Origin of the sequence: Lutibacter sp. (assembly GCF_033723435.1) — a bacterium.
GTDB lineage: Bacteria > Bacteroidota > Bacteroidia > Flavobacteriales > Flavobacteriaceae > Lutibacter.
In genome coordinates this window covers 236901-262876 of sequence record NZ_JAWVXC010000004.1, presented here as the reverse complement: position 1 = coordinate 262876, position 25976 = coordinate 236901, and the positions used below count along the sequence as shown (strand labels likewise).

The following is a 25976-nucleotide window of genomic DNA, read 5'->3' as shown; positions in this document are numbered from 1 at the left end:
TTAAGGAATAAAAAAAGCGGCTTTAAGCCGCTTTTTTTATGTTTAAAAACTAAACTTAGTTAGTTTTAGCTTCTTTTTTACTTCCAAAAGTATATGTAATACCAAAGTTAATTCCGAATGAAGAATAAGGAACTTTTTGACTTAATTCTTTTGAAGGGTCAGTATTAGTATTTGATAATGTATCAACATAAGTAGTTTTTATAACATAACCATCAGGAAGATTATCTAAAGATTTAACTCCTGCAGCAGCAATATCTCCATTTGGTAGTACTAAATCGGTATTAAACTCAGTGATTTCAGAATAATCTCTTTTAACACTAATACCTAAATATTCACCCTCAATAAATAAAGATAAATTTTCATTAAGATCATGTTTATAACCAAATGCTCCTGCAAAACCTAGCGGTAGTACACCATGATAATCTTCTTTATAATTTGTTTGTAGATAAGATCCGTCAGGTACACTGAAAGCAGTAGCAACTGTTACGCCTTCAGCAGCATAATAATTTTTATCACTTACAACAGCTTCAGTTTTACCACCAACTTTAATTAACGCTCCAAATCTACCATAGATATGCTTAGAGAATTTATAAACAATAGATGCAGATAATCCCATAGCCCTTGCTCTAGCAATTGCATTGGTATTTCTGTAATTTGCTATATCAACTTTTTGTACAGTTTGATCTGTACCGTGTAAATATGCTAAACCTAAATCAACACCAAAAGTATCGTTAAAAAAGTATCCAGCTCTAAATTGATAATTAGCTCCTTCTCCATAACTTCCATAGGAATTTTCAGTTTGCGTTGCAGTAATTTTTGTTCCTAAAAGCATATCAGAACTTCCAGTTGCATAGCCTGCACTTCCAGAAACATAAAATTGTGCGCTTGCACTTGTAGCCATTGCTATTGCAGCAAATAATAATAAATATTTTTTCATTTTTTTTAAATTAAATTTAGTAATGGAGTAAATTACCTTTATTTTTAGGTTTTAAGAAAGGATTAGAAATTAAATATTTCGAAAAAGTCGTTTTTATGTATTTGATAAAAAACGAATGTAAAATTATAAAAAATCAAAAAACACTTACTTTTTTTTGTGTATTTCCAACATAAACATCTTTTTTATTAACAATAACAGGGCGTTTTAAAAATGTATATTCTTCTAAAATAAGTTGTTTAAAGTCCTCTTCTGTTAAATGCTGACTTTTTAAGTCCATTTGCTTGTATTTTTTCGCCCTTTTACTAAATAAAACTTCGTAATTATTGGTTAATTTATAAAGCTCTTCTAATTGTTTAACTGTTATAGGGTTTGTTTTAATTTCTTGTAAAATGTAATCGCTTGTATCCATGCTTTTCAAAATTCTTCTACAAGTATCGCAAGTTTTTAAATAATATATTTTTTTCATGGGCTTGTATTTTGTGTAGCGTAAATTTAAGAGGATATTAATTAATTTTTGAATACTTTTATAAAAAATCAAAAAACAATGAATAAACAATTTGAAATTTTACAACAATCTAGAAAATTAATATTAAAAAGTATTGAAAATTTAACCATAGATCAATTAAATAAAATACCAGAAGGGTTTAATAATAATATTGTTTGGAATGTAGCTCATTTAGTAGTTACACAACAGTTACTTTGTTATAAGTTATCAGAGTTAGAATGTTTAATTTCTAACGATATGATTGAACGTTTTCAAAAAGGTACATTTCCTAAAAACCCAATTTTAGAAGATGAATTTTTAGAGATAAAAAAGCTTTTTTTAGAATTACCCAAAAGGTTGGAAGAAGATTATAAAAAACAAATGTTTAAAAAATATTTTACCTATAAAACAAGTGTAAATATTACTTTAAATTCTATTGAAGATGGAATTGCATTTAATGCTTACCATGAAGGTATCCATTTAGGAATAATTTTGCAGTTGTTGAAATTTATTTAGTTATGAGTTTATATGTAGTTGCTACTATTTTAATTGTACTATCCGCAGTATTTGGTTATATAAATGTCCGATTTTTAAAATTACCAAACACCATTGGTTTAATGTTAATCACAATTATATTTACTTTGTTAATTTTAGCTACAAGTTTATTTAGCGATACATTATTAGAACACGAGAAATTATTAATTTCTCAAATTGATTTTCAGTCTGTTTTATTAGATGTTATGTTGAGTTTTTTGTTGTTCGCAGGGGCATTACACACTAATTTTCAACAGCTAAAAGTGCATCGTAAACCAATAATATTTTTTGCTACATTTAGTACGATAATTTCAACTTTATTGGTTGGATTTTTTACGTTTTATGTTTTTAAACTAATTAATTTAGAAGTCGATTTTATTTATTGTTTGTTATTTGGAGCTTTAATTTCGCCAACAGATCCTATTGCAGTTTTAGGAATTTTAAAACAAGTTGGAGCACCAAAAAAATTGGAATCTAAAATTGTAGGAGAATCATTGTTTAATGACGGCGTTGGAGTCGTAATATTTTTAACAATATATAAAATTGCTGAAGGCGGAAGCAGTGTTACCTTTAGTCATGTTGCAGAAATGTTTTTATTTGAAGTAGTTGGAGGTATTGCATTTGGGTTACTAATAGGATGGATTACATATAAATTATTAAAATCTATTGATGATTACGATATTGAAGTAATTATAACTATAGCAGCGGTAATGGGAGGAACTTTAATTGCTCAAGAATTTCATTTGTCCGCACCTTTAGCAATGGTAACGGCAGGATTATTTGTTGGTAATGATACCGCTAGAGAAACCTCTATGAGTAAAACAACAGAACAATATGTTGATAAATTTTGGGAACTAACCGATGTGCTTTTTAATGCATTATTGTTTGTGTTAATAGGAATGGAAATATTAGTTCTTACTTTTAATAATCATTATATTTTAGCGGGTTTAATAAGCATACCAATTATATTATTAGCTCGTTATTTATCCTTAATGTACCCAATTAAAGTTTATTCCAAAAAATTAGAATTTGTTCCAAAAACTAATTTAATTATGACTTGGGGAGGTTTGCGTGGAGGAATTTCTATTGCCTTAGCTTTAAGTTTAACTGTAGAAATGCATCGCGATTTATTTTTAATAATTACGTATATAATTGTAGTTTTCTCCATAATTATTCAAGGATTAACCGTTGGAAAATTAATTAAAAAAATAACTAAAGAATAAGTACATTTGTCGCTCAACAATTAGTGAATTTAAAACTCTAAATGAAGATGAAATTTAATACGAAAACTATTCACGGAAATCAACAACATGATTCTGCAACAGGAGCAGTAATGCCTCCAATATATCAAACATCAACCTACGCTCAAACTTCTCCGGGTAAGCATAAAGGATATGAGTATTCAAGAACAGCAAATCCAACTAGAACAGCTTTAGAAAATGCTTTTGCAAGTATTGAAAATGGAAAATTTGGATTAGCTTTTGGATCAGGTTTAGCTGCAATTGATACTGTTTTAAAGTTATTAAAACCAGGAGATGAAGTAGTTTCAACTAATGATTTATATGGAGGATCGTATAGAATATTCACCAAGATATTTGAGGATTTTGGAATTAAATTTCATTTTATTGGCATGGAAAATGCTACTAAAATAGGAGATTTTATTAATAAAAAAACAAAACTTATTTGGGTAGAAACTCCTACTAATCCAATGATGAACATTATTGATATTGAAGCGGTTTCTAAAGTTGCAAAAAATCATAATGTTTTATTGGCTGTAGACAATACATTCGCAACACCATATTTACAGCAACCTTTAACTTTAGGAGCGGATATTGTAATGCATTCAGCTACAAAATATTTAGGGGGCCATTCTGATGTGGTAATGGGAGCTCTTGTGGTTAATGATAAAGATTTAGCTGAAAAATTATATTTTATTCAAAATTCTTGTGGAGCAGTTTGTGGGCCAATGGATAGTTTTTTGGTTTTACGCGGAATAAAAACATTACATGTTCGTATGCAACGTCATTGTGAAAACGGAAAAGCTGTTGCTGAATTTTTGGCTAATCATCCTAAAGTTGAAAAAGTTTATTGGCCAGGGTTCGAAAGTCATCCAAATCACGAAGTTGCTAAAAAACAAATGAAAGATTTTGGAGGCATGGTTTCTTTTGTTACTAAAGGAAATAATATTAAAGATGCTTTTAAAATTGTTGAAAATCTTAAAATATTTACACTTGCTGAATCTTTAGGAGGTGTAGAATCACTCTGTGGTCATCCTGCAAGTATGACGCATGCTTCTATTCCAAAGGAAGAACGTGAAAAAACAGGAGTTGTTGATGCTTTGGTTAGATTAAGTGTAGGTATTGAAGATGAAGAAGACTTAATAAACGATTTAGAACAAGCGCTTCAGTTAGTTTAAATAGTAAGTATAACCAACATGAACCCATAATAACCAATCGTTATATTTATTTGCGGGATCATCTTTGGCATTAAGTCCATCTATAAAATTTGAGAAAAAATATTGCCAACGGGCTTCAATTAATATATCAGAATATTCACCTAATTTATGTCGTGTACCTAAACCTAAAGTTGCTGACATGGTGAAATTAGGTTTAACACTAATTGCTCCAGGAACTCGCCATTTTTGATAAATTACAGAAATATCTTGTTCCCAATCTCCCATATCTGATTTTAACTCAGGTTTATAATAATCTACCATAGCCCCAGCACTTAAATATGGAGACCATTTTAAATCAGGAATTCTTCTTGAACCAAAATCGACAATATCTACCCAATGAAATTCAAGTTGAGCACCAAAATTTATTATTTGAGTTTTTCCGTGCATGGCTCTTAGTTTATCAGCTTCTAAAGAAGTTTGGCTAGGGTCAACATATTTACCAAAATGGTCCAACTTTGCTGACATATAGGATAATTCAGTTCTAACTCTAAAATGCTCATTGAAATAATTAGTTCGTTGATTCCATCTGTATCTATAGTCGGTAAAATTTAAATAGTAAATTAAACCTACTCCCATACCGACATTACCACCAATATTTGCTCTAAAATTATAGCGTTGCCCATAATCTGTAGTGAATGATGCAGAGCCAGTAATAAAACCAATTTCATGGCTAGAGCGATCTTGAGCAAAGCCAGATAACATAAAAAAGCATGTTAAAAATGGGGTTATTATTTTTAGTAGGTGATTCAAATTTGAGGTAGTTAATTGTTTCAAATGTAATAAAATCTTTTTAATCTATTAATTATTAACTTATTGAATACTATTTTAGTATGAAAACTTCATTTAAATCAAAATTAGCTCTTAATTTTAGTTTTTTGTTAAAATACTGAACTTTTTCAGGATATTTTTTATCTAAAAAATTTCCAGTATCCCAAATACCATTGTTATTATCATCAAAAATTGCTTTGATAATATAAGTTTTTGGTGGTAAATTTTTAAATTTTAAATTTTTGTTTTTTGAAATGTATTTTGTAGCAACAACTATATTTTTATCGGTTTGTAATTGAATAATTACAGGAGAGTTCACATTTGAAACACTTAGGTTTATATTTCCATAACTATCTATGTTTTTGGTAGTAAATTTATATTTTAAAGTATCATTTGTGTTTTCAAAAATATCTTTAATGGCGTTTGGCAAAAAATTAACGGTATATCTTTTGTCAAATTTTTTTTCAAAATTTAAGTAAAGTTTAGTTTTACTTTTATCTAAAGTAGAAGTGTATTTTACGTTTAAAGAATCTACTAGAAGTTTTATTTTTGATGTGTCAATAGTTGTTATTGGAATATTGGATTTTATGGCAAAAGTATCGCGTAAATCTAAAACGGATTTTGTGATTTTTGAAATCTGAAGGGAGTCTTTTTTAGCGGTTCTTAATCTTACAGTAAAAGTATCTATATACTTTTTGTTAGTAACTTTAAATAGTAAAGAATCTGCTTTTAACTTTGAAAACCAATAATTAACAGTGTCTTTACCATTTTCAAAATATTCTGCTTTTTTAAAATTATCAGGTTTTGAGCTTAGCAGTTCAATTTTTAATTTTTTTGGATTTCCTTCAAAACCAAAAATAATATGCCCTTTGGATACTTCTTTTGGTTTAATCATTTTAAAAGGAAGTATTTCTTTAAATATTGGAAATTCATAAGTAGTATCTGTTGGAACAGAAATAATTTTTTTATAAAACCCAAATTTATCTTGTTTTGGATGGTAAATGTAATTTTTAGATGGTTGTTTTAAAGCAACTAATAAATATTTACCAGCTTTTATATTTTCAATTTCAAAATTAGCAGTTGTATCTATTGTGCTAGTTACGTAAATTGGTTTTTGTTTGTATACGATGGAATCATTAAAAGTTTTGGTTATTTCGTATAATTCTACGGTAATATCTTCATCTGTTTTTTGATTGAAGGCATCATAAACTTTTCCAGAAACGGTTAAAGAGTCTATGTATGATCCTGTTGAAACTACATATTTAAAACGTTCTAATTTATTTTCTTCGTTATTATCAACAACACTATTTCCAAAATTAAAAGTGTAAGTAGTATTTGGTTGTAGCGTATCTAAAATTTTTAAACTTATAAATTTACTTGCTGTTCCAACTGGTGTAATTATTGGCGTATTTTTTAACGGAGGAGAAATAACTAACTGTTTATTTACATCTTTCAGTTTTATATATTCATCAAATGAAATCTTTATTTTTTTAGCTATAAAATTAATGCTTTTATTAGCGGGTACTGCGTGTACTAATAATGGCGGTATACTATCTTTTTTACCACCAGTTGGCCTTCCTCTTTTGGCACAATTAGTAAGTGTAAGTCCAAATAAAGTGATTAAAATTATAAAATAAACTTTTAATTTCATGGAAGATTATATTTAATGCAAAATAACAACTTATTTGTTTAATTTAATAAAAAAAATGTCTGTTACTTTTGCTATTTAGTATATGCCATACAAGCAATACTAATTTTAATTCCAGTTGAATTTTTAAATGCATTACAGCAAGCTTCAAGTGTTGCCCCCGTTGTGATTACATCATCAATTAATAGGATATGTTTATTAGATGTTTTATTTGGTTCAGGTACATAAAAAAGTTCTTGTACGTTTTTCCATCTGTCCAATCTAACTTTTTTAGTTTGAGTTTTGGTTGAAGAAACTCGTATTAAAATTTCTTCATTAAAAGGAATACTAAGTTTTTTAGATAAACTTTTCCCGAATGTTGTTACTTGGTTATATCCACGTTTTATTAATTTGTTTTTATGTAACGGAACTGGTATTATGTAATCTATATTTTGGAATCGTTTACTTTTTAGCATTTCTTCGCCAAGCCAATCTCCTACAAAAGCACCAACTTGTTGTTGGTTTTTATATTTTAGATTGTGAATTAATTTTTGAACGGTTCCTTGTTTATAAAAGTAAAATAAAGCGGTTCCGTTTTGTATTGGATATTTTCCATAAAATGATTTTTCAACCAAGTTATTAGGTTCAAAGCTAAAATTAGTTAATGGTAAATCGTGTCTGCAATTTATACAAAGCACTTGTTCGTTTGCTGCTAATATTGCATTACAAGACAAACAAATTTCTGGAAAGAAAATATCAAAAACATTTTTAAAAAAATTCATAGCAAAACTTTTTTCTAAAAATACAAATTTAAAAGAACTGTTAAAAATTAGCTTTCTAGTAATTTATTTCGTAGTTTTATAAAACTCCACAAAAACTTTATAAAAAAAATTATATTAAGTATAATTTAAAATGATTATTAGCGTTAGCTAATTATAATCAAAAGTATTTATAATGGAAGATAAAAAAAACAATAACAAACTTATTATCATTGCATTGGCAATTTTGCTGGCGGGAGTTTTAGCATACACTTTTTATATAAACAATAATTATAAAAAAGTTAATAATGCAATTAAGGACGAAAAAGTAGAAATTGAACAAAACTTAGATAGTATGATAGTGAAATACGAGGATGCTATTTCACAAAATACATCTATGTCAAATGAACTTTCCTTAGAAAGAGATAGAATTATAGGTTTACGAGATTCAATAAAAAACCTAAAAGCAACAGATTACCGTTTAATTAGAAAATACAGAAGACAAATTGCTGCTTTACAAAAAACAAATCAACGTTTATTCTACTTAAATGATTCATTAACAGGAATGAACACGGTTTTGCAAACAAATTTAGATAGTGCTAATGTTAAAATTTCAACGCAAAAAGCAATGAACGATACGTTATCATTAAAAAATCTTAATTTATCACAAAAAGTTGCAATAGCATCTGTTTTAAAAGTGAAAACTGCTAAAATATTAGCAATGAGAACTCGTAATAATGGAAAATTAGTAGAAACTTCTAGAGCTAGAAATACCGATGCATTTAGAATTAACTTTACTATTGATAAAAATGAAATTACGGATCAAGGAGAAAGAGAGGTTTATATTCAAATAATGGACGCTAAAGGAAATACTATTGCGCCTAAAGGATCTTTAATGTTGGCAGATGAAACTACAACTATTGATTACAGCGACAAAACAATTGTAAATTATTTAAATGAAGCAGTTGATGTTATTTCTTTAGTTGAAGTAAATAGAGACAATATAAATCGTGGAGCTTATATGGTAAATATTTTTATAAATAATAAATTTGCTGGAGAGACTAAAATTGTATTAAAGTAAAAAGGAAACTCCAATTTGTATTTAATGTTGATTGAGTGGAAATAGTTTAGGCTATTTCCACTTTTTTGTTTTGTAGGTGTAAAACCTTTACTATTTTTGCACCATGGCAAAACAAGAAGATCAATTTAAAAAAGTAGTTTCACACGCAAAAGAATACGGATATGTATTTCAATCTAGTGAAATTTATGACGGCTTAAGCGCAGTTTATGATTATGCACAAAATGGTGTAGAATTAAAGAAAAACATTAGAGAATATTGGTGGAAAGCAATGGTGCAAATGAATGAAAACATTGTAGGCATTGATTCCGCAATATTTATGCATCCAACTATTTGGAAAGCTTCAGGCCATGTAGATGCATTTAACGACCCTTTAATTGATAATAAAGATTCTAAAAAGCGTTACCGTGCAGATGTTTTAATTGAAGATTATGTTGCAAAATTAGATGCAAAAATTGAAAAAGAAGTTTCAAAAGCAGCTAAACGTTTTGGAGACGCTTTTAATAAAGATGAATTTTTAACAACTAATGCAAGAGTTATTGGTTATAAAGAAAAAGGTGAAGCCATATTAAAACGAATGGGAAAATCTTTAGAAGGTGAAGATTTAGCTGATGTAAAAGCATTAATTGAAGAACTAGAAATAGTTTGCCCAGTTTCTGGTTCAAAAAATTGGACAGATGTTAAGCAGTTTAACTTAATGTTTGGTACTAAATTAGGAGCTTCAGCAGATTCTGCAATGGAATTATATTTACGCCCGGAAACAGCTCAAGGTATTTTTGTGAATTTTTTAAATGTTCAAAAATCGGGAAGAATGAAAATTCCTTTTGGAATTGCACAAACTGGAAAAGCTTTTAGAAACGAAATAGTTGCACGTCAGTTTATATTTAGAATGCGTGAATTTGAGCAAATGGAAATGCAATTTTTTGTGCGTCCTGGCACACAAAAAGAGTGGTACGAAAAATGGAAAGAAACTCGTTTAAAATGGCATTTATCCTTAGGAATGGGAGAAGAAAATTATCGTTTTCATGATCATGAAAAATTAGCACATTATGCAGATGCTGCTGCGGATATTGAATTTAAATTTCCTTTTGGGTTTAAAGAATTAGAAGGAATTCATTCTAGAACAGATTTTGATTTGTCAAGTCATGAAAAATTCTCAGGTAAAAAAATTAAATATTTTGACACAGAATTAAATGAACATTATACACCATACGTTGTAGAAACTTCTATAGGTTTAGATCGAATGTTTTTGGCAGTTTTTTCTAATTCATTACAAGAAGAAGAATTAGAAAATGGAACTACAAGAACTGTTTTAAAACTTCCTGCAGTTTTAGCTCCTGTAAAAGCTGCTATTTTACCGTTAGTTAAAAAGGACGGTTTACCAGAAATTGCTAAAAAAATTGTTAGCGATTTAAAATGGGAGTTTAATGTAGCTTATGATGATAAAGATGCAGTTGGAAGAAGATACAGAAGACAAGATGCTGCCGGAACACCATTTTGTATTACTGTAGATCATAATACTTTAGAAGATAATACAGTTACAATTCGCTTTAGAGATACTATGGAACAAAAACGTGTTAAAATTGAAGAATTACAGAGTATTATTAAAAGTGAAGTTGACTATAAAAGTTGGTTAATGAAAATGTAATTTAACTAATATAAAAATATAAAAAGAACCGAGCAAAACTCGGTTCTTTTTTTTGTTAAAAAACAGCTTTTAGTTGTACAGATCCTGTATGTATTGTTTTTGATGTTTCGCTTTTTCTACCCAAATAGTTAAAATTTAAATGTAAAAACGAGTTAATTTTTCTATGAAACAGAAAACTCCAAGTATAGTTTTTTCCAGCTTGTAAACCTTCTAACATTTGGTAGCCAACAGGCGAATTAGTATTTCCTTTAAATTTATTATTAAACAAATTTAAGGTTATTTTTAAAGAATTTCTTGAGTTATTTGAATTATTAAACTCAAGTCCTAGTTTATGAGATTTTAACTCTTCAAAACCTTCAATTAAATTTTCTTTATTCTTTAACTCGTAAAATACAGAAAAATAGGTGTTGCTATTGTAGTAATAAGATAATTTTGGAGCAATACTATAATTTTTCAAATCAAAATTTCTATTGGTATAATTTAAAGAGTTTGTTTTATTTTTACTTTGATTACCATTAATGTTAAATAACCAAAACTTACCTATTTGATGTTCAAAAGTTAGTTGCTGTATTTGTAAATTATTGGTTAAATTATCAATAGTTGTAGTACTTACATTTTTTGATTTTTGATAACTATAACTAGTTGTAAAATGCTTTTTCCCTTTGTTAAAATAAATAGTATTTGTAAAATGATAATTTAAAGCCAACAAATTAGGATTATTTATATCGAAAGGATTTAAATTAAATTTTTTAGGTTGCTTAAGTTGTTTGTTATCTACCAAAATATAGGTTTGATTATTTAAGTGTGAAAGCACTTTTTTTATACCTTTTTTATTACTCCATTGCTGTGCGTTTATACCTATTGTTTGGGTAAATTTATTTTGATGTGTTGCAATATAATTTATACTTGGCAAAATAACGCGTAAATATTCAGCTTGATCAGGAAATTGCGCAATTTCAAATTCGTTTAATTCTTTAATACCATTGTTATTATAATCTATCCAAGTATAATATCCTTGTCCAGGTTCTGTTTTTATATAAGAATAATCTTGCTGAGGTAATGTTCCTGAAAGTGTTTGATAAACAGTACTAAAATTTAAGAATTGATGAAATAATTGTTGTTGATAAATTAATCTTGAATTCAGAGATTCTTCATCTTTAAAATTAGTGTTTTTTACAGTTCTATAATTTATAAATGCTGTTAAATGTGCTGTGTTTGATTTTATTAAATCGGAATTTAAATAATACGTTTTTGATGTGTTAGCACGAGTAAATTTATTGTTTTGAATGCTATCTGTAGTTCTAAATTTTATTCCAATTTTAGTAAATATTTTAGTAGAATCTCCAATACCAAAATAGCCTTCATAAGCATTAAATTTATGACTAATATTTTCTTTTAATTGGGTTAAAACGGATGTTTGTTCATTGTTTTCACCATTAAATCTAGTACCAATCCATCCTTTTCCTAAATTGTAAATTGTAGCTATATGATATCTAGAAAAAGTACCTTTTCTTATTTCTGAAGTATTATCCAAAACGCTTCCATCAAAATTTATGGATAAATTATTATGAACGATATTTCCAAATAAATGATGTTTATTTCCTGTAAATCCACCACCTAAAGTTAAATTTTCAAAGGCATAATGAATGTTACTATTTTTTTTATTGAAAAGTTGTAATTCTGTTGTAACTAACTGCTGATTTCCAGTTAAAGTGTTAATATTCCAATCTCTATTAAACTCTATATTTTGAACTCGTTCAACACTTTTAAAATTATCATTTATATAATCTAAACTCAAGTTGCTTTTTAGTTCCCATTTTTTAGAAAATAGTACTTGTTTCCAATTAAATTGAGTTGCAAATCCGTTATTATTTTCATCATCAATTTTTGAAAATAAATTTGCATCGTTAACACTAAAAGCGGTTTCTGCATTTATAGAAGTTTTTGTAGATGGCTGATAATTTGCCTTAAATACAGCTACTTGTAGTTTATTAGGCGCAGTAAGTTGAATTATTGGATTATAATCTCCTAAATTTTCACCTACATATTCAAATACTTTACCAATAGCAATTACTTCTTTTAATTTATAGCTTCCTAAATTATTACCCACAAAAGAAAAGGAAACGTGGTATAAAATATCATTTTCATTGGTAGAATATTCAAAAATTTCAGAAGTTCCTAAAAGTGTTTTTTTATATAAAATTTTGTTTTCAGAATAAGTATCTATATATGCGGAAGGACTTACCATTTTTGTTAAATCATTTCCAGCATTTGCTAATATTTGCTTTTGAGTATCTGTTAAATCTTGTTCTAAAGGTTGATTTTTAGCATCATTTTCATTGTAAAAATAACCACTTACTGCTAATTTTTTACTTTTAAAATGGATATTATTATAAGTAATAAATCGAGTAAAAACGCTGTCGTTATATTGAAATTCTGCTGTTATTCTCATATTAGCAGTAATAGGAAAAGTGGTATTAAAAGTTAATTCGGCGTTATTATAATCAATAGTATAATCGTAATTTGTACCTCTTTTTAAAAGCCTTCCGTTTACATAAATTTTTTCAGTTCCCGATAAAATTAAAATATAAGTATTATTGTTTAAGTCGTTTAATTTATAAGGACCTTGATTTCCTTCAACACCAACAAATTGAACCTTTTTATATTTACCTCTAACTACAGCTCCTGAAGTTTCTAAATTTATTTCCGAATGTTTATTTTTAATAGTTGCATTAACCGCTAAACCTGATACTTTTTTATTAAAATTCAAATATTTAGTTTCGCTGTTATTCAAATAAATATCTCCTGCGGTAATTTTCCAGCTTTTACTAAATAATTCGATAAAAACTCTGTCAAATTCATTTAATTTATATGTATTTCCATTTTCTTGAATAGGAATATTAGTGTCTATAATAGAGCCTTTTAGAGTTACGTTGTCAGATATTTTACCTGTAATTTGCAAATCTAAAGTAGAGTTTACAACACCATTCTGGTTATTGCCAATAGTAAGCCCTCGAGTTATATTTCCAACGGCATTTAATCCCTCAAATGGTTTATTGGGATTTTTAGATTCATTGGTGGTTAAACTGTATAAATTTCGAGAAGTATTGTTAGTAACAATTAACTTTTTATCAAAACGCTGGTATTTTTTAGTTAGAAATTTTGGATAAGGTTTGTATTGAATTTTGACTGAATCTAAATTTTTTAAACTTTTATCACTAAAAATTAGTTGTGCTTTGGAAAAGTTGATTCTATACTTTGAAGGATTAATTAGAGAATCATTTTTATAAACTTTAAAATTGAAAGAACTTATACTAATGGAATCAATTTTTATAGTATCATTTTTAATTTTGAAGGATTTTATCAGTGTTTTATTCTTTGAAACTTGAGCATTCAAAGTAATTATCGATAATAAAAACACTAAAAAAAAACCTTTTTTCATTGGTAAATTAACGATTTAATACCCCTTTTAGTTTAAAACAGAGTTTGTTGTTTTACTGGATTTTCATGCTCCAACAACCATTTTTTTCGCCATATTCCTCCTGCATATCCAGTTAATGACCCATCGGAACCAATAACTCTGTGACAAGGAATTATAATCCAAATAGGATTTTTACCATTGGCAGAAGCTACAGCTCTAATTGCTTTTATATCTCCAAGTTTTTTAGTTTGCTCTAAGTAAGTTCTTGTTTTTCCATATGGAATATTTAAAAGTTCATTCCATACTTTTTTTTGAAAATCTGTTCCTTGTGGATTTAATTTTAAATCAAATACAGTTCTATTTCCATTAAAGTATTCTTCTAATTGTTGTACACATTTTTTTAATGGAAGTGGGATTTCTGTTGTTTCAATTTCTTCATCTAAAACAGTAATGGAAGAAATTCCAAATTCATTTCCAACAATTTTTGCTGTACCTATTGGTGTTTTGTAATATGCGGTTTGATTAGATTCCAAATATGTCTTTTGAGTTTTGAGTGGTTATTTCTGTAATTTCTTGTGGTGATAAGTCATAAATATCTACTAATTTATCTAAAACTTTAGTAATATAACTACTTTCGTTTCTTTTTCCTCTAAATGGTGTAGGCGCTAAATAAGGCGCATCGGTTTCTAGCACAATATTTTTTATAGGAATTTCATTCAAAAACTGATCTATTTTTCCGTTTTTAAAAGTGACTACGCCGCCAATCCCTAATTTCATGTTATAGGAAATAGCTTTTTTAGCTTGGTCTAAATTTCCGGTAAAACAATGAAAAATACCAAAAAGTTTATCATCTTTTTCCTCTTCTAGAACTTCAAAAACTTCATCAAACGCATCACGACAATGAATTACTATGGGCAAGTTTTTTTCTTTAGCCCATTGTATTTGCGTTTTAAAAGCATACCGTTGTTGTTTTACAAAAGTTTTATCCCAATATAAATCAATTCCAATTTCTCCAACTGCATAAAAATTTCGTTTATGCAGCCATTTTTTTACAAAAGATAATTCCTCTTCAACGTTTTCTTTAACATGAGTTGGATGTAAACCCATCATTAAAAAAGTATTTTTAGGAAAATCTTTTTCCAAATTTAGCATAGCATTTAAGTAAGTAGAATCTATTGCAGGAATAAAAAAACGAGTAACACCAGCTTTTATGGCTCGCTGTATCATTTCATTTCTATCCTCATCAAATTGTTCGCTATATAAGTGAGTGTGTGTATCTGTAATTATCATGTGGTAAAAATAGTTAAAAGTTTAGTTTGTATATATAATTCATCTGTTTTTCATTTTAAAAAGATTAGTTTTGAAACTTAAAATTTTGATCAATGAAATTGAGTAGTATTCTTAAAAGAAAACAATACGAAAAAATTAAATTAAATAAAATAAATACGAATCATTTTGAATTAAAGGCTTCTATAAATGGTGTTTTAGGTAGTTTTATTTTAGATACTGGGGCTTCAAATTCTTGTATTGCGATTGATTTAGCAGAAAAATTTAAATTAAAGGTTGAAGATTCTGAAACAAAAGCTGCAGGAGCTGGAGCAATTGGAATGGAAACTAAAATTTCATCAAAAAATAATTTAAAAATTAAAGATTGGGAGTTTAAAAATCAAATTTTAGTTCTATTAGATTTAACCCATGTAAATACTGCTTTAACAGAGCATGATGCAAATGCTGTAGATGGTATAATTGGTGCGGATGTTTTGGAAAAAGGCAATGCAATTATTGATTATAAGAAGCATTGTGTTTATTTAAAAAAGTTAGTATTTAAGTTTTAATTACCCAAGTTAATCTTCCTCCTGTAAAAAATTGAGAATGATTTAATCCTTTTGAAAATCCAAAATCAAAAGAAAATGAGTCGTTAATTTGATGGCTTATACCAGTTATTCCATTTTGCAAATAATTATTATTAGTGGTATTATTTCCAGTATATTCTATAAAGACACTCCAATTTGAAGATAGATTATAGGTTAAATTAGTAATTAAAAACCATGACAATTCTGTGTTTTTTTCAAATGCATAACCAAAATTATAATTTAATGCTAGTTTTTTGGTAAGTGTATTTGATAAGTTTAATGAAACAGTTTGACCAACATAATCAAATTTTAAATTAGATTGATAATGGAGGTAAGCGCGCGTCATTAATGCAGCTTCTGGAAGCCATTTTTTTTCATTCCATAAATTTATGGAAAAGCCAAGTTGTGTGTCATCAAATTTATGAGTTGAATATACAAGCTCATTATGTTCGTAATAATCTTCTTTAATTATGGGAATTGAAAGTTGTAATTCGACATTTTTTAGAACTCCATATCTAAATAAAAAATTAGGTGTGCTTAACGATTTGGATTCGCTTATATTTTCTTTTTCAATAGAATATATACTTTCTAATTCTATTTGAAGTGTTCTTTTATCAACTGCTTTTGATGGTTCTGCGGTTTGCGCTTTTAAAGGGCATTTACACATAAATAGAGTGAATAATAGACAAGTAATTTTTTGCATTATAAAATTAATTTGAATGCAAAGTTATTTTTAATTAGTCTAAATAAAAATGATTTTAATCAATTTTATAAAAAAAGCCAAACAAAAAATGTCTGGCTTTAAATTAGTTTATTGAATTTTAAAATTAAAGTTCTAATGCTTTTTTAGGGTTGTTATTCATTAAAATTTCTATAGGATTTTCTAAAGCTTCTTTTACAGCTACTAAAAATCCAACAGATTCACGTCCATCAATTACTCTATGATCATAAGAAAGAGCAACATACATAATTGGTCTAATAACTACTTCGCCATTAACAGCAACTGGCCTTTCAACAATATTGTGCATTCCTAAAATACCACTTTGAGGCGGATTAATTATTGGTGTGGATAACATAGATCCAAAAACACCACCGTTAGTAATGGTAAATGTACCACCAGTCATTTCATCTACAGTAATTTGTCCATCACGAGCTCTTAGAGCTAAACGTTTTACTTCACTTTCAACACCTCTAAAGGATAAATTTTCAGCATTTCTAATTACAGGAACCATTAATCCTTTTGGACCAGAAACAGCAATGGAAATATCTTTAAAATCGTGTAAAATTTTATAATCTCCATCAATCATTGAATTTACATCAGGATATAATTCTAAAGCTCTAACAACTGCTAAAGTAAAGAAACTCATAAACCCTAAACTAACCCCATGTTTAGCTTTAAAATCTTCTTTAAACTCAGTTCTCAAATCAAAAATAGGTTTCATATCTACTTCATTAAAAGTAGTAAGCATGGCTGTCTCATTTTTAACAGAAACTAAGCGTTGCGCCACTTTTCTACGAAGCATTGACATTTTTTTGCGTTCAGAATTACGAGAACCACCAGTTGGAGTTCCCATACTTGGAGTTGCGTTTACTGCATCATCTTTTGTAATTCTTCCATCTCTGCCTGTTCCTTTTATTTCGGAAGAAGCAATTCCTTTTTCATCTAATATTTTTTTAGCAGCAGGAGAAGTTGCTCCACTTGCGTAAGTAGTTTTGCTTTCTGCAGGTTTCTCTGCTTTTTTAGGTTTTTCTTCAACCTCAACTTCTTTGGTTTCAGTTGTTCCTTCAGGTTTTTTAGCGTCTAAATCAATTAAACAAACAATTGCTCCAACAGCTACAGCATCACCTTCTTCGGCTTTTAGAGTAATAATACCGCTTTCTTCCGCAGGTAATTCTAAGGTTGCTTTATCTGAATCAACTTCCGCTATTGGCTGATCTTTTTCAACATAATCTCCATCTGCTACAAGCCAAGTTGCAATTTCTACTTCGGTAATAGATTCTCCCGGAGAGGGAACTTTCATTTCTAAAATCATCTTATTAATTTTTTGTCTTTTTTTGACGAATTTTTATTAGTTAGTTTCAAATACTTTATCAATAACACGTTGGTGTCTTCTTTTAAATCGTGTTGATGAACCAGCTGCAGGAACCGCATAAAACGGTTGTGCTGCAACGTCTAAATTTACCAATTTAAATCGTTGTAACATATAACTCCAAGCTCCCATATTTTCAGGTTCTTCTTGTGCCCAAACATATTTTTTTACATTTGTGTATTTATCAATTATTTCTTGTAATTTATCAAAATGTAATGGAAATAATTGTTCAATTCTAACAATGGCTACATCAGTTCGTTCTAATTTTGTACGTTCTTCTAATAAATCATAATAAAATTTACCACTACAAAATACTAGTTTTTTTACATTTTTTATTTCGATAGAATCGTCTATTACTTCTTGAAAACCACCATCAGATAATTCCTGAATTGTTGAGGTTGCTAAAGGATGTCTTAGCAAACTTTTTGGAGTAAAAACAACTAGAGGTTTTCTAAAATTGCGTTTCATTTGACGACGTAATAAATGGTAAAAATTAGCTGGAGTTGTACAGTTTGCCATAGTCATATTATCAACTGCGCAAAGTTGTAAATAGCGTTCTATTCTGGCAGAAGAATGTTCAGAACCTTGGCCTTCATAACCATGAGGAAGTAAAACAACTATTCCATTTTGGAGTTTCCACTTATCTTCAGCAGCCGAAATATATTGGTCAAATATAATTTGAGCGCCGTTACTAAAATCTCCAAATTGTGCTTCCCAAATAGTTAAGGTATTTGGATTTGCCATAGCATAACCATAATCAAAACCTAATACGCCATATTCTGATAATAAGGAATTATAAATATCCATTTTACCTTTTGCATCAGGTAATGTATTTAATAAATTTATGCGTTCTTCTGAAATTTCATCTCTTAAAATAGCATGGCGGTGACTAAAAGTTCCACGTTCAACATCTTGTCCAGATATGCGAATATTAAAACCTTCCTGCATTAAACTTCCATAAGCTAAAGTTTCAGCCATTCCCCAATCTAACTTATTGGTTTCAAAAACCATTTTGTTTCTATCTCTTAAAATTCTTTCAGCTTTTCGTAAAAATTTTACATTTTCAGGAACTGTAGAAACAACTTTTGCAATTTCTTTTAGTTTATTTGAAGAGAATGTAGTGTTTTCCGAAATCAACATTTCCTCTAAACCTTTTCTGGTGAATTCTGCCCAAGTATCTTGCATAAATTCACGCACTTTAGAAGTACTAGACTTTTTAGCTTCTTGATATTTTGATTCTAAAAAGTTTTTAAATTCAGAAATAGAATTGGTTAAATAGTTTGCATCAATAACACCTTCATCCAAAAGTTTTTTTGCGTAAATATCTCTAGGATTTGGATGTTTAGCTATTGCTTTGTATAATTTTGGTTGTGTAAAACGAGGCTCATCTCCTTCATTATGTCCATATTTTCTATAACCTAAAAGGTCAATAAAAATATCACGTTTAAATCTCATTCTAAAATCTAGTGCTAATTCAATTGCTTGTACTACGGCTTCAACATCATCAGCATTAACATGTAGCACAGGAGATAGCGTAACTTTGGCAACGTCTGTACAATAAGTGCTTGAGCGTGCGTCTAAATAATTAGTTGTAAATCCAATTTGATTATTAATTACAATATGAATGGTTCCACCTGTAGTATAGCCATTTAATTTACTCATTTGAATTACTTCATATACTACGCCTTGACCTGCAATTGCAGCATCTCCGTGAACAATTATAGGAAGTAGTTTAGAGTTATTACCATTGTAAATACTATCAATTTTCCCTCTAGAAATTCCTTCTGCAACAGGACCAACAGTTTCTAAATGTGATGGGTTTGGAACTAAATTCATTTTAAGTTCCTTATTGTTTTTTAGTGTTTTGGTAGTGGTTAAGCCTAAATGATATTTAACATCACCATCAAATTCTCTTTCCTCAAAATCTTTACCTTCAAACTCACTAAAAAGCTCTTGCATTGGTTTTCGAAAAATATTGGATAAGGTGTTTAATCGACCACGATGTGCCATACCTAAAACAAATTCTTCTACATCATATATTTCAGCTGCATTTCTAATAACAGAACTTATTGCAGGTATAATAGTTTCGCCTCCTTCTAAGGAAAATCTTTTTTGCCCAACATATTTAGTTTGTAAAAAGCTTTCAAAAGTAACAGCTTGTGTTAGTTTTTTAAGAATATATTTTTTGGATTCTGAAGAATATTTGTGTTCGGAATGATTATAATATAGTTTCTTTTGTATCCATTTTATTTCTTCAGGGTTTCGAATATACATATATTCAACCCCAATAGAATCGCAATAAATTGCTTCAAGATGTACAATTATTTCTTTAAGAGTAGCTTTTCCAGTTCCAATAATTTCTCCTGCATCAAAAACGGTATCTAAATCATCATTTGAGAGTCCAAAATTTTCAAGAGCTAAAGTTGGTGCGTATTTACGGCGTTCGCGAACTGGATTGGTTTTAGTAAATAAATGCCCCCTAGATCTATATCCATTTATAAGATCAATAACCTTAAATTCTTTTAATACATTTTCTGGGAGATTATAGCTTTTCTCTTTAAATGAATCGGAGTAATTTTCATTGGCAAAATCATAGCCCTGAAAAAAACTTTTCCAACTGGGTTCAATGCTGTCAGGATTTATTAAGTACTGATTATATAAATCAGCTATAAATTCTGTATGAACAGTATTTAAAAAGGAGAATTTATCCATAACTTTAATTAGTAGTATCTATTATAGACCGCAAAAATACAATTTTTACTTACAATTATATTTTTAAAAAGTAAATATTCTATTTTTTTACGAATTATTGTTTTTTACTAGTCTATTATCTGATTTTGTTAATGTTAGCAAGGTTTTTTTTTAGGATTGACAAGAAGAAATATATATTTTAGATATAAGAACGATTTTAATAATTAAAAAAAGATTTATTTTTTTAAAAAAAGTCTTGCAAAAAGTATAAAACCTTGTATATTTGCACTCGCAATTGAGAAATTAAATTCCTCCTTAGCTCAGTTGGTTAGAGCATCTGACTGTTAATCAGAGGGTCCTTGGTTCGAGCCCAAGAGGAGGAGCAACCTAAAAAAAAGCTACACACAGGTGTGGCTTTTTTTGATTAGGCTCCATAGTTCAAGGGATAGAATAGAAGTTTCCTAAACTTTAGATCCAGGTTCGAGTCCTGGTGGAGCTACTTCACTTATATACAGATAGTTATAGATGATTTAATTGTAGAAAAGAAGAAACGATTTTATATGTTGAAGGAGCACTTATTTAAACTATAAATATTCCAAGTATTATGTTTAATGGTTTTTTTGAACTAAAGATGAAAATTTATTTAATCATAAAATAAAACAGGTTATAAAAGAGGTATAGTTAAAAAATAGCTTAAGTACTTTCTAAGTTCAAGTAATATTATCGCTAGAAAAAATAATATTGAAATTAGCTAAAAAAGGGTTTTCTATTGTTAGCTCTTTTTTTGTATATTTGAGATAATTTAATCTTTTATATAAATGCTTCTTAAAAAGAACATATCAAACTTAATAAAAACATACAGAAAGCTGTTTGAATGTTTGATGCTATTTGAGCTGTCTTTTTAATTCACTTCTTAAAATTAGTTCAACTTATTGTTTATTATATTCGGTTTAAAGCTGAAGTTTAGTTCATATTCTTAAATTATGGAAACAAATCAAAAAGTATTAAAGCCTGAAAGACCAGTAGCTGCACAAGGTAATTTTTATCAACCAATAACCAACGCTATTGGACCAGGAATGAATGAGCGTATTCAAAAACTTAGAAAAATAAGTTTTGAAACAGAGCCTTCATTATCTATTGAAAGAGCCCTAATTCAAACACAATTTTATAAAGAAAACTTCGGAAAATATTCAACTCCAGTTTTAAGAGCGTTAAATTTTTTAGAAATCTGCAAACAAAAAACAATTTATTTAGGCGAAGGTGAATTAATTGTAGGAGAACGTGGGCCAAAACCAAAATGTGTACCAACATTTCCAGAATTAACTTGTCATAGTGTTGAAGATTTTCATGTATTGAATACGCGTGAAATGCAACGTTACACCATTTCTCAGGAAGATATTGATACCTACGAAAAAGAAGTGATTTCTTATTGGAATGGTAAAACAATGCGTGAACGCATTTTTAGTTATGTGCCAACTGAATGGTCTGATTTGTATGAAGCAGGTTTGTTTACGGAGTTTATGGAGCAACGTGCCCCAGGGCATACAGCGTTGGATGGAAAGATTTACGAAAAAGGGATGTTGGATTTTAAAAAAGAAATTCAAGAGCAGTTGAATAAACTCGACTTTTTAAACGATCCTGAAGCAACTGATAAAAAAGAGCAATTAGATGGAATGAAAATTTCTTGTGATGCCGCCATTATTTTTGCCGAACGCCATGCAGAATTAGCTGAAGAACAAGCCAAAACCGAAACGGATCCAAAACGAATCAAAGAACTTCAAAATATTACAGAAGTATGCCGCTGGGTACCAGCAAATGCACCACGAAATTTTCACGAAGCTATTCAAATGTATTGGTTTGTTCATTTAGGGACCATTACTGAATTGAACGGTTGGGATGCAATGAATCCTGGTCATTTCGACCAACATTTAACACCTTTTTACGAAAAAGAATTAGCAGAAGGAACATTAACACGAGAAGAAGCAAAAGAACTATTAAGTTGTTTTTGGATTAAGGTAAATAATCATCCGGCACCACCAAAAGTAGGAATTACAGCTAAAGAAAGTGGAACGTATAATGATTTTACAAATATTAACATTGGTGGTGTAAAAAAAGATGGCTCTAATGGTGTAAGTGAGGTTTCGTATATCATGTTGGAGATTGTTGAGGAATTACACATACTACAACCTGGAAATTCTGTGCATATCAGTTCCAAAACACCAGACCGCTTTTTAAAGGAAGCATGTAAAGTAATTCGCCAAGGGCACGGTTATCCTTCTATTTTTAATCCAGATATTTATATTCAGGAAATGTTACGTCAAGGGAAATTATTGGAAGATGCTCGAGAAGGTGGTTGCAGTGGTTGTATTGAAGTTGGTGCTTTTGGGAAAGAAGCCTACATTTTAACAGGTTATTTAAATGTTCCAAAAATTATTGAAATTACATTAAATAATGGAATTAATCCAGTTACGGGTAAACAAGTAAGTATTAAAACTGGAGATCCAAGGAATTTTAAAACGTATGAAGAATTGTATGATGCGTTCCTAAAACAGCTGAATTACATTATAAATCAAAAAGTTTTGGTAAGTAATTATATTGATAGAATGTTTGCAAAATATAGTCCGGCAACATTTTTATCAGTAGTTATTGAAGATTGTATCACAAAAGGAAAGGATTACTATAATGGAGGACCAAGGTATAATACAAATTATATTCAATGTACAGGTTTGGGAACGGTGACAGATAGTTTATCAGTTTTAAAGAAACACGTTTTTGAAGACAAAACTTTTTCAATGAGCACACTTTTAAATGCAGTTGCCAATAATTTTGAAGGTGAGGAAATTTTAAGGCAAACCATTATCAACAATACACCGTTCTATGGAAATGATAATAATTATGCCGATGATATAGCATTGCAAGTTTACAATGATTTGTTTGATGCCATTGACGGTAAACCAAATACAAAAGGTGAAACTTTTCATTTAAATATGTTATCAACAACTTGTCATGTGTATTTTGGAAAAGTAATGGGAGCAACACCTAATGGACGTTTAGCGCAAAAATCAATTTCTGATGGAACTTCACCATCACACGGTTGTGATGTTAATGGGCCATCAGCAGTCATAAAATCATTAACTAAAATTGATCAGGTAAAATCTGGTGGAACATTGTTAAATCAACGTTTTTTACCAAGTTTACTAAAACGTGATGAAGATATTATGAAGTTGGGTCAATTGGTAAGAAGTTATTTTGCTTTGGGAGGACACCATATTCAATTTAATATTGTAGATACTGCTACTTTGTATGCTGCACAAAAAAATCCAGAAGATTACAAAGATTTATTGGTGCGTATGGCAGGTTATAGTGATTATTTTAATGATATGAATATCGATTTACAGCAAGAAGTTATTGAAAGAACCGAAAATGAATCGTTTTAAATGAGTACAGGATTAATTTTTGACATTAAAAAATTTGCCATTAATGATGGCCCAGGAATTCGTTTAACAGTATTTTTTAAAGGTTGTAATTTACAGTGTAAATGGTGTCATAACCCAGAAAGTATGTCGCCAAAAGTACAGAAAATGTACAATGCTAAAAAGTGTATTGGGACAGTAAAATGTATTGAAGTTTGTCCAAATGATGCTTTAAAAATGACTTTGGAAGGTATTGTTACCGATTATAATGTTTGTAATTTATGTGGAAAATGTTCTGAAATTTGTCCAACCAAAGCCTTTGAAATGTTGGGTTCAGAAATTCCAATTTCTGAATTAATGAAAAAGATTGATAATGAAGCTATTTTCTTTGACCAGTCGGATGGAGGAGTTACGTTTTCAGGAGGGGAACCTTTAATGCATTCAGAATATTTGTTAGCAGCTTTAAAAGAATGCGGAAAAAGAATGTATCACAGAGTTGTGGACACAACTGCATTTTCAAAATTAGAAACGGTATTAGAAGTCGCAAAACATACTGAACTTTTTTTGATTGATTTAAAAGTGATGGATTCCGAAAAGCATAAAGAGTTTACGGGTGTTAGTAATGAAAAAATTCTTTCAAATATTGTGGAATTGGCAAAAACAAATTGTGAAATTATTTTTAGAATGCCCTTAATAAAAGGTGTAAATACCTCTGAAGAGAATATTAAAAAAACTGCTGTTTTTATGAATTCATTGGATGGCAATAGGGCGACTATAAATTTGTTACCTTATCATAAAGTAGCTGAGAACAAGCATGTAAAATTAGGAGATTCAAACAAATTTATTGAGTTTGAATCTCCTAATAATGATGAGGTATTGAAGGTTATTTCAATTTTTAAAAATTATGAAATCAATGCCACAATTGGTGGTTAATATTAATTATTGATTTAGAAGTTTCATTCCTGAATCATTTTTTCTATTTCCACGAACTTTATGAGATACTTTATTTATTCGCTTTAAGTCAGCATCAGTTAAAACAATTTCCAACGATTGGATATTCTCTGCAAGATAAATTCTTCTTTTTGTGCCGGGAATCGGAAAAATATCAGTTCCTTGGGCAATTAACCATGCAAGTGCAATTTGGCTTGTTTTGCATTTTTTCTCGGTTGCAATTTTTTCCAATTCATCCACAATAAGTAAATTGGATTTAAAATTTTCTCCCTGAAAAAGCGGAATATCTTTTCGGTAATCATCCTTCTCAAATATATCGGTACTTTTTATTTTTCCGGTTAAAAACCCTCTTCCAAGCGGGCTGTATGGCACAATCGCTATTTTAAGTTCACGGCAAGTGTCTAAAATTTCCGTTTCAACATTTCGTACCCAAATAGAGTATTCTGATTGCACCGCAGTAATAGGATGTATGGCATGTGCTTTTTTTAAGCTTTGTGCAGAAACTTCCGAAAGACCAAGATATCTAACCTTGCCTTCATTTACAAGATCAGCCATAGCGCCAACTGTTTCCTCTACGGGTACATTTTTATCTATACGATGTAAATAATACAAATCTATATAATCAGTTCCAAGTCTTTTTAAGCTTGCTTCACAGGATTTTTTAACATATTCCGGTCTGCCACAAATGCCTTTTTCGCTAGGTAGATAACCAAATTTAGTCGCTAAAATTACATTTTTACGGACTTCTTTTAGTGCATTTCCTACAAATGTTTCATTATGTCCATTTCCATAAACATCGGCAGTGTCAAAAAAGTTAAGGTCTTTTTCAATTGCCAATTTAATGGTGGCTAAAGATTCTTTATCATCGGGTTTTCCATACCATTCAGATATTCCCATGCAGCCTAAACCTATTCTTGAGGCTATTAAATCACTTTTGCCAAGTCTTTGTTTTTTCATATATGATAATTTTATAATTCTTAAATAGTTAGGTTTGATTTGTTAATAATCAAATGTTTTAATAATTCTAATATTTATATTTTCTTAAGGAAATGTACAAGAAAGCTTTATAAATAGGTGCCTTAAATTAGTTTTTTTAATAGTTTAGTTACTAGAAATAACAGTAGGTAAAAAAAAATGTCTAAAACTCCAGTGTGAATTGTCAGTAAAAAGTGAATTAGCTAACATCATTTAATGTTGTTAAAAAAAACATATTTACTGACCTCTTTTAAACGTAAAGATACGAAATGTTGGTTGTTACTTTGCGTAAT

20 protein-coding genes and 2 tRNA genes are annotated in these 25976 nt (G+C 29.1%); 10 read left to right on the top strand and 12 right to left on the bottom strand.

Annotation, left to right across the window (positions count from 1 at the left end; translation table 11 throughout):
• Nucleotides 1-55: 55 nt before the first annotated feature.
• Nucleotides 56-937, bottom strand: coding sequence for an outer membrane beta-barrel protein (locus tag R3342_RS08465; RefSeq protein WP_318939591.1), 882 nt, complete (start codon nucleotides 935-937; stop codon nucleotides 56-58).
• Nucleotides 938-1070: 133 nt separating this feature from the next.
• Nucleotides 1071-1403, bottom strand: coding sequence for an arsenate reductase family protein (locus R3342_RS08460; protein WP_318939590.1), 333 nt, complete (start codon nucleotides 1401-1403; stop codon nucleotides 1071-1073).
• Between the two features lie 78 nt (nucleotides 1404-1481).
• Between R3342_RS08460 and R3342_RS08455 the strand changes: the two genes are divergently transcribed.
• The 3 genes from R3342_RS08455 to R3342_RS08445 are packed head-to-tail and all read left to right on the top strand — an operon-like array spanning nucleotide 1482 to nucleotide 4371.
• On the top strand, nucleotides 1482-1937 hold the full coding sequence (locus R3342_RS08455; RefSeq protein ID WP_318939589.1) for a DinB family protein: 456 nt from the start codon (nucleotides 1482-1484) through the stop codon (nucleotides 1935-1937).
• Nucleotides 1938-1939: 2 nt separating this feature from the next.
• Nucleotides 1940-3178, top strand: a complete 1239-nt coding sequence (locus R3342_RS08450; RefSeq protein WP_318939588.1) for a sodium:proton antiporter — start codon at nucleotides 1940-1942, stop codon at nucleotides 3176-3178.
• A 47-nt stretch (nucleotides 3179-3225) separates the two neighbouring features.
• Entirely contained in the window at nucleotides 3226-4371 is a 1146-nt protein-coding gene (locus R3342_RS08445; protein ID WP_318939587.1) for a cystathionine gamma-synthase, read from the top strand.
• On the opposite strand, the gene R3342_RS08440 is transcribed toward R3342_RS08445, so the two are convergent.
• The 3 genes from R3342_RS08440 to R3342_RS08430 form a co-directional block, all read right to left on the bottom strand.
• Nucleotides 4363-5112, bottom strand: a complete 750-nt coding sequence (locus R3342_RS08440) for a THC0290_0291 family protein (protein ID WP_318939586.1) — start codon at nucleotides 5110-5112, stop codon at nucleotides 4363-4365. The genes R3342_RS08445 and R3342_RS08440 overlap by 9 nt on opposite strands.
• Before the next feature lie 118 nt (nucleotides 5113-5230).
• Nucleotides 5231-6829, bottom strand: coding sequence for an Ig-like domain-containing protein (locus R3342_RS08435; protein WP_318939585.1), 1599 nt, complete (start codon nucleotides 6827-6829; stop codon nucleotides 5231-5233).
• Between the two features lie 71 nt (nucleotides 6830-6900).
• Nucleotides 6901-7587, bottom strand: coding sequence for a ComF family protein (locus R3342_RS08430; RefSeq protein ID WP_318939584.1), 687 nt, complete (start codon nucleotides 7585-7587; stop codon nucleotides 6901-6903).
• A 172-nt stretch (nucleotides 7588-7759) separates the two neighbouring features.
• On the opposite strand from R3342_RS08430, the gene R3342_RS08425 reads away from it, so the two are divergent.
• Both R3342_RS08425 and R3342_RS08420 read left to right on the top strand, forming a co-directional pair.
• A complete protein-coding gene (locus R3342_RS08425) occupies nucleotides 7760-8644 on the top strand; it encodes a hypothetical protein (protein WP_318939583.1) in 885 nt (294 codons plus the stop codon).
• A 103-nt stretch (nucleotides 8645-8747) separates the two neighbouring features.
• Entirely contained in the window at nucleotides 8748-10289 is a 1542-nt protein-coding gene (locus R3342_RS08420; protein ID WP_318939582.1) for a glycine--tRNA ligase, read from the top strand.
• 55 nt (nucleotides 10290-10344) lie between these two features.
• Here R3342_RS08420 and R3342_RS08415 read toward each other — a convergent pair whose 3' ends face one another.
• The 3 genes from R3342_RS08415 to R3342_RS08405 are packed head-to-tail and all read right to left on the bottom strand — an operon-like array spanning nucleotide 10345 to nucleotide 15000.
• Nucleotides 10345-13731 carry a hypothetical protein gene (locus R3342_RS08415; protein ID WP_318939581.1) on the bottom strand — a complete coding sequence of 1129 codons (3387 nt, stop codon included), beginning with the start codon at nucleotides 13729-13731 and terminating at the stop codon, nucleotides 10345-10347.
• Between the two features lie 32 nt (nucleotides 13732-13763).
• A complete protein-coding gene (locus R3342_RS08410) occupies nucleotides 13764-14243 on the bottom strand; it encodes a methylated-DNA--[protein]-cysteine S-methyltransferase (protein ID WP_318939580.1) in 480 nt (159 codons plus the stop codon).
• A complete protein-coding gene (locus tag R3342_RS08405) occupies nucleotides 14233-15000 on the bottom strand; it encodes a TatD family hydrolase (protein WP_318939579.1) in 768 nt (255 codons plus the stop codon). Before R3342_RS08405 ends, R3342_RS08410 begins: the two co-directional genes overlap by 11 nt.
• A gap of 92 nt (nucleotides 15001-15092) precedes the next feature.
• Between R3342_RS08405 and R3342_RS08400 the strand changes: the two genes are divergently transcribed.
• A complete protein-coding gene (locus R3342_RS08400) occupies nucleotides 15093-15545 on the top strand; it encodes a retropepsin-like aspartic protease (protein WP_318939578.1) in 453 nt (150 codons plus the stop codon).
• Here the strand turns inward: R3342_RS08400 and R3342_RS08395 are convergent.
• From R3342_RS08395 to R3342_RS08385, 3 genes are all read right to left on the bottom strand, one after another.
• Nucleotides 15535-16266: a hypothetical protein gene (locus R3342_RS08395; protein ID WP_318939577.1), complete on the bottom strand. Its 732-nt coding sequence runs from the start codon at nucleotides 16264-16266 to the stop codon at nucleotides 15535-15537. The genes R3342_RS08400 and R3342_RS08395 overlap by 11 nt on opposite strands.
• Nucleotides 16267-16390: 124 nt before the next feature.
• The gene (gene odhB / locus R3342_RS08390; RefSeq protein ID WP_318939576.1) at nucleotides 16391-17596 is read right to left on the bottom strand and encodes a 2-oxoglutarate dehydrogenase complex dihydrolipoyllysine-residue succinyltransferase; all 1206 of its coding nucleotides are present in this window, start codon (nucleotides 17594-17596) and stop codon (nucleotides 16391-16393) included.
• Between the two features lie 36 nt (nucleotides 17597-17632).
• Nucleotides 17633-20365 carry a 2-oxoglutarate dehydrogenase E1 component gene (locus tag R3342_RS08385; protein WP_318939575.1) on the bottom strand — a complete coding sequence of 911 codons (2733 nt, stop codon included), beginning with the start codon at nucleotides 20363-20365 and terminating at the stop codon, nucleotides 17633-17635.
• Nucleotides 20366-20653: 288 nt separating this feature from the next.
• On the opposite strand from R3342_RS08385, the gene R3342_RS08380 reads away from it, so the two are divergent.
• The 4 genes from R3342_RS08380 (at nucleotide 20654) to R3342_RS08365 (ending at nucleotide 24690) form a co-directional block, all read left to right on the top strand.
• Nucleotides 20654-20727: transfer RNA gene (locus R3342_RS08380), tRNA-Asn, on the top strand.
• A gap of 44 nt (nucleotides 20728-20771) precedes the next feature.
• Nucleotides 20772-20843: transfer RNA gene (locus R3342_RS08375), tRNA-Arg, on the top strand.
• Between the two features lie 484 nt (nucleotides 20844-21327).
• Nucleotides 21328-23781, top strand: coding sequence for a trans-4-hydroxy-L-proline dehydratase (gene hypD, locus R3342_RS08370; protein ID WP_318939574.1), 2454 nt, complete (start codon nucleotides 21328-21330; stop codon nucleotides 23779-23781).
• Nucleotides 23782-24690: a glycyl-radical enzyme activating protein gene (locus R3342_RS08365; RefSeq protein ID WP_318939573.1), complete on the top strand. Its 909-nt coding sequence runs from the start codon at nucleotides 23782-23784 to the stop codon at nucleotides 24688-24690. It begins immediately after the preceding gene.
• A gap of 6 nt (nucleotides 24691-24696) precedes the next feature.
• Here the strand turns inward: R3342_RS08365 and R3342_RS08360 are convergent, their stop codons facing one another.
• Nucleotides 24697-25665 carry an aldo/keto reductase gene (locus tag R3342_RS08360; protein ID WP_318939572.1) on the bottom strand — a complete coding sequence of 323 codons (969 nt, stop codon included), beginning with the start codon at nucleotides 25663-25665 and terminating at the stop codon, nucleotides 24697-24699.
• Between the last annotated feature and the right edge of the window lie 311 nt (nucleotides 25666-25976).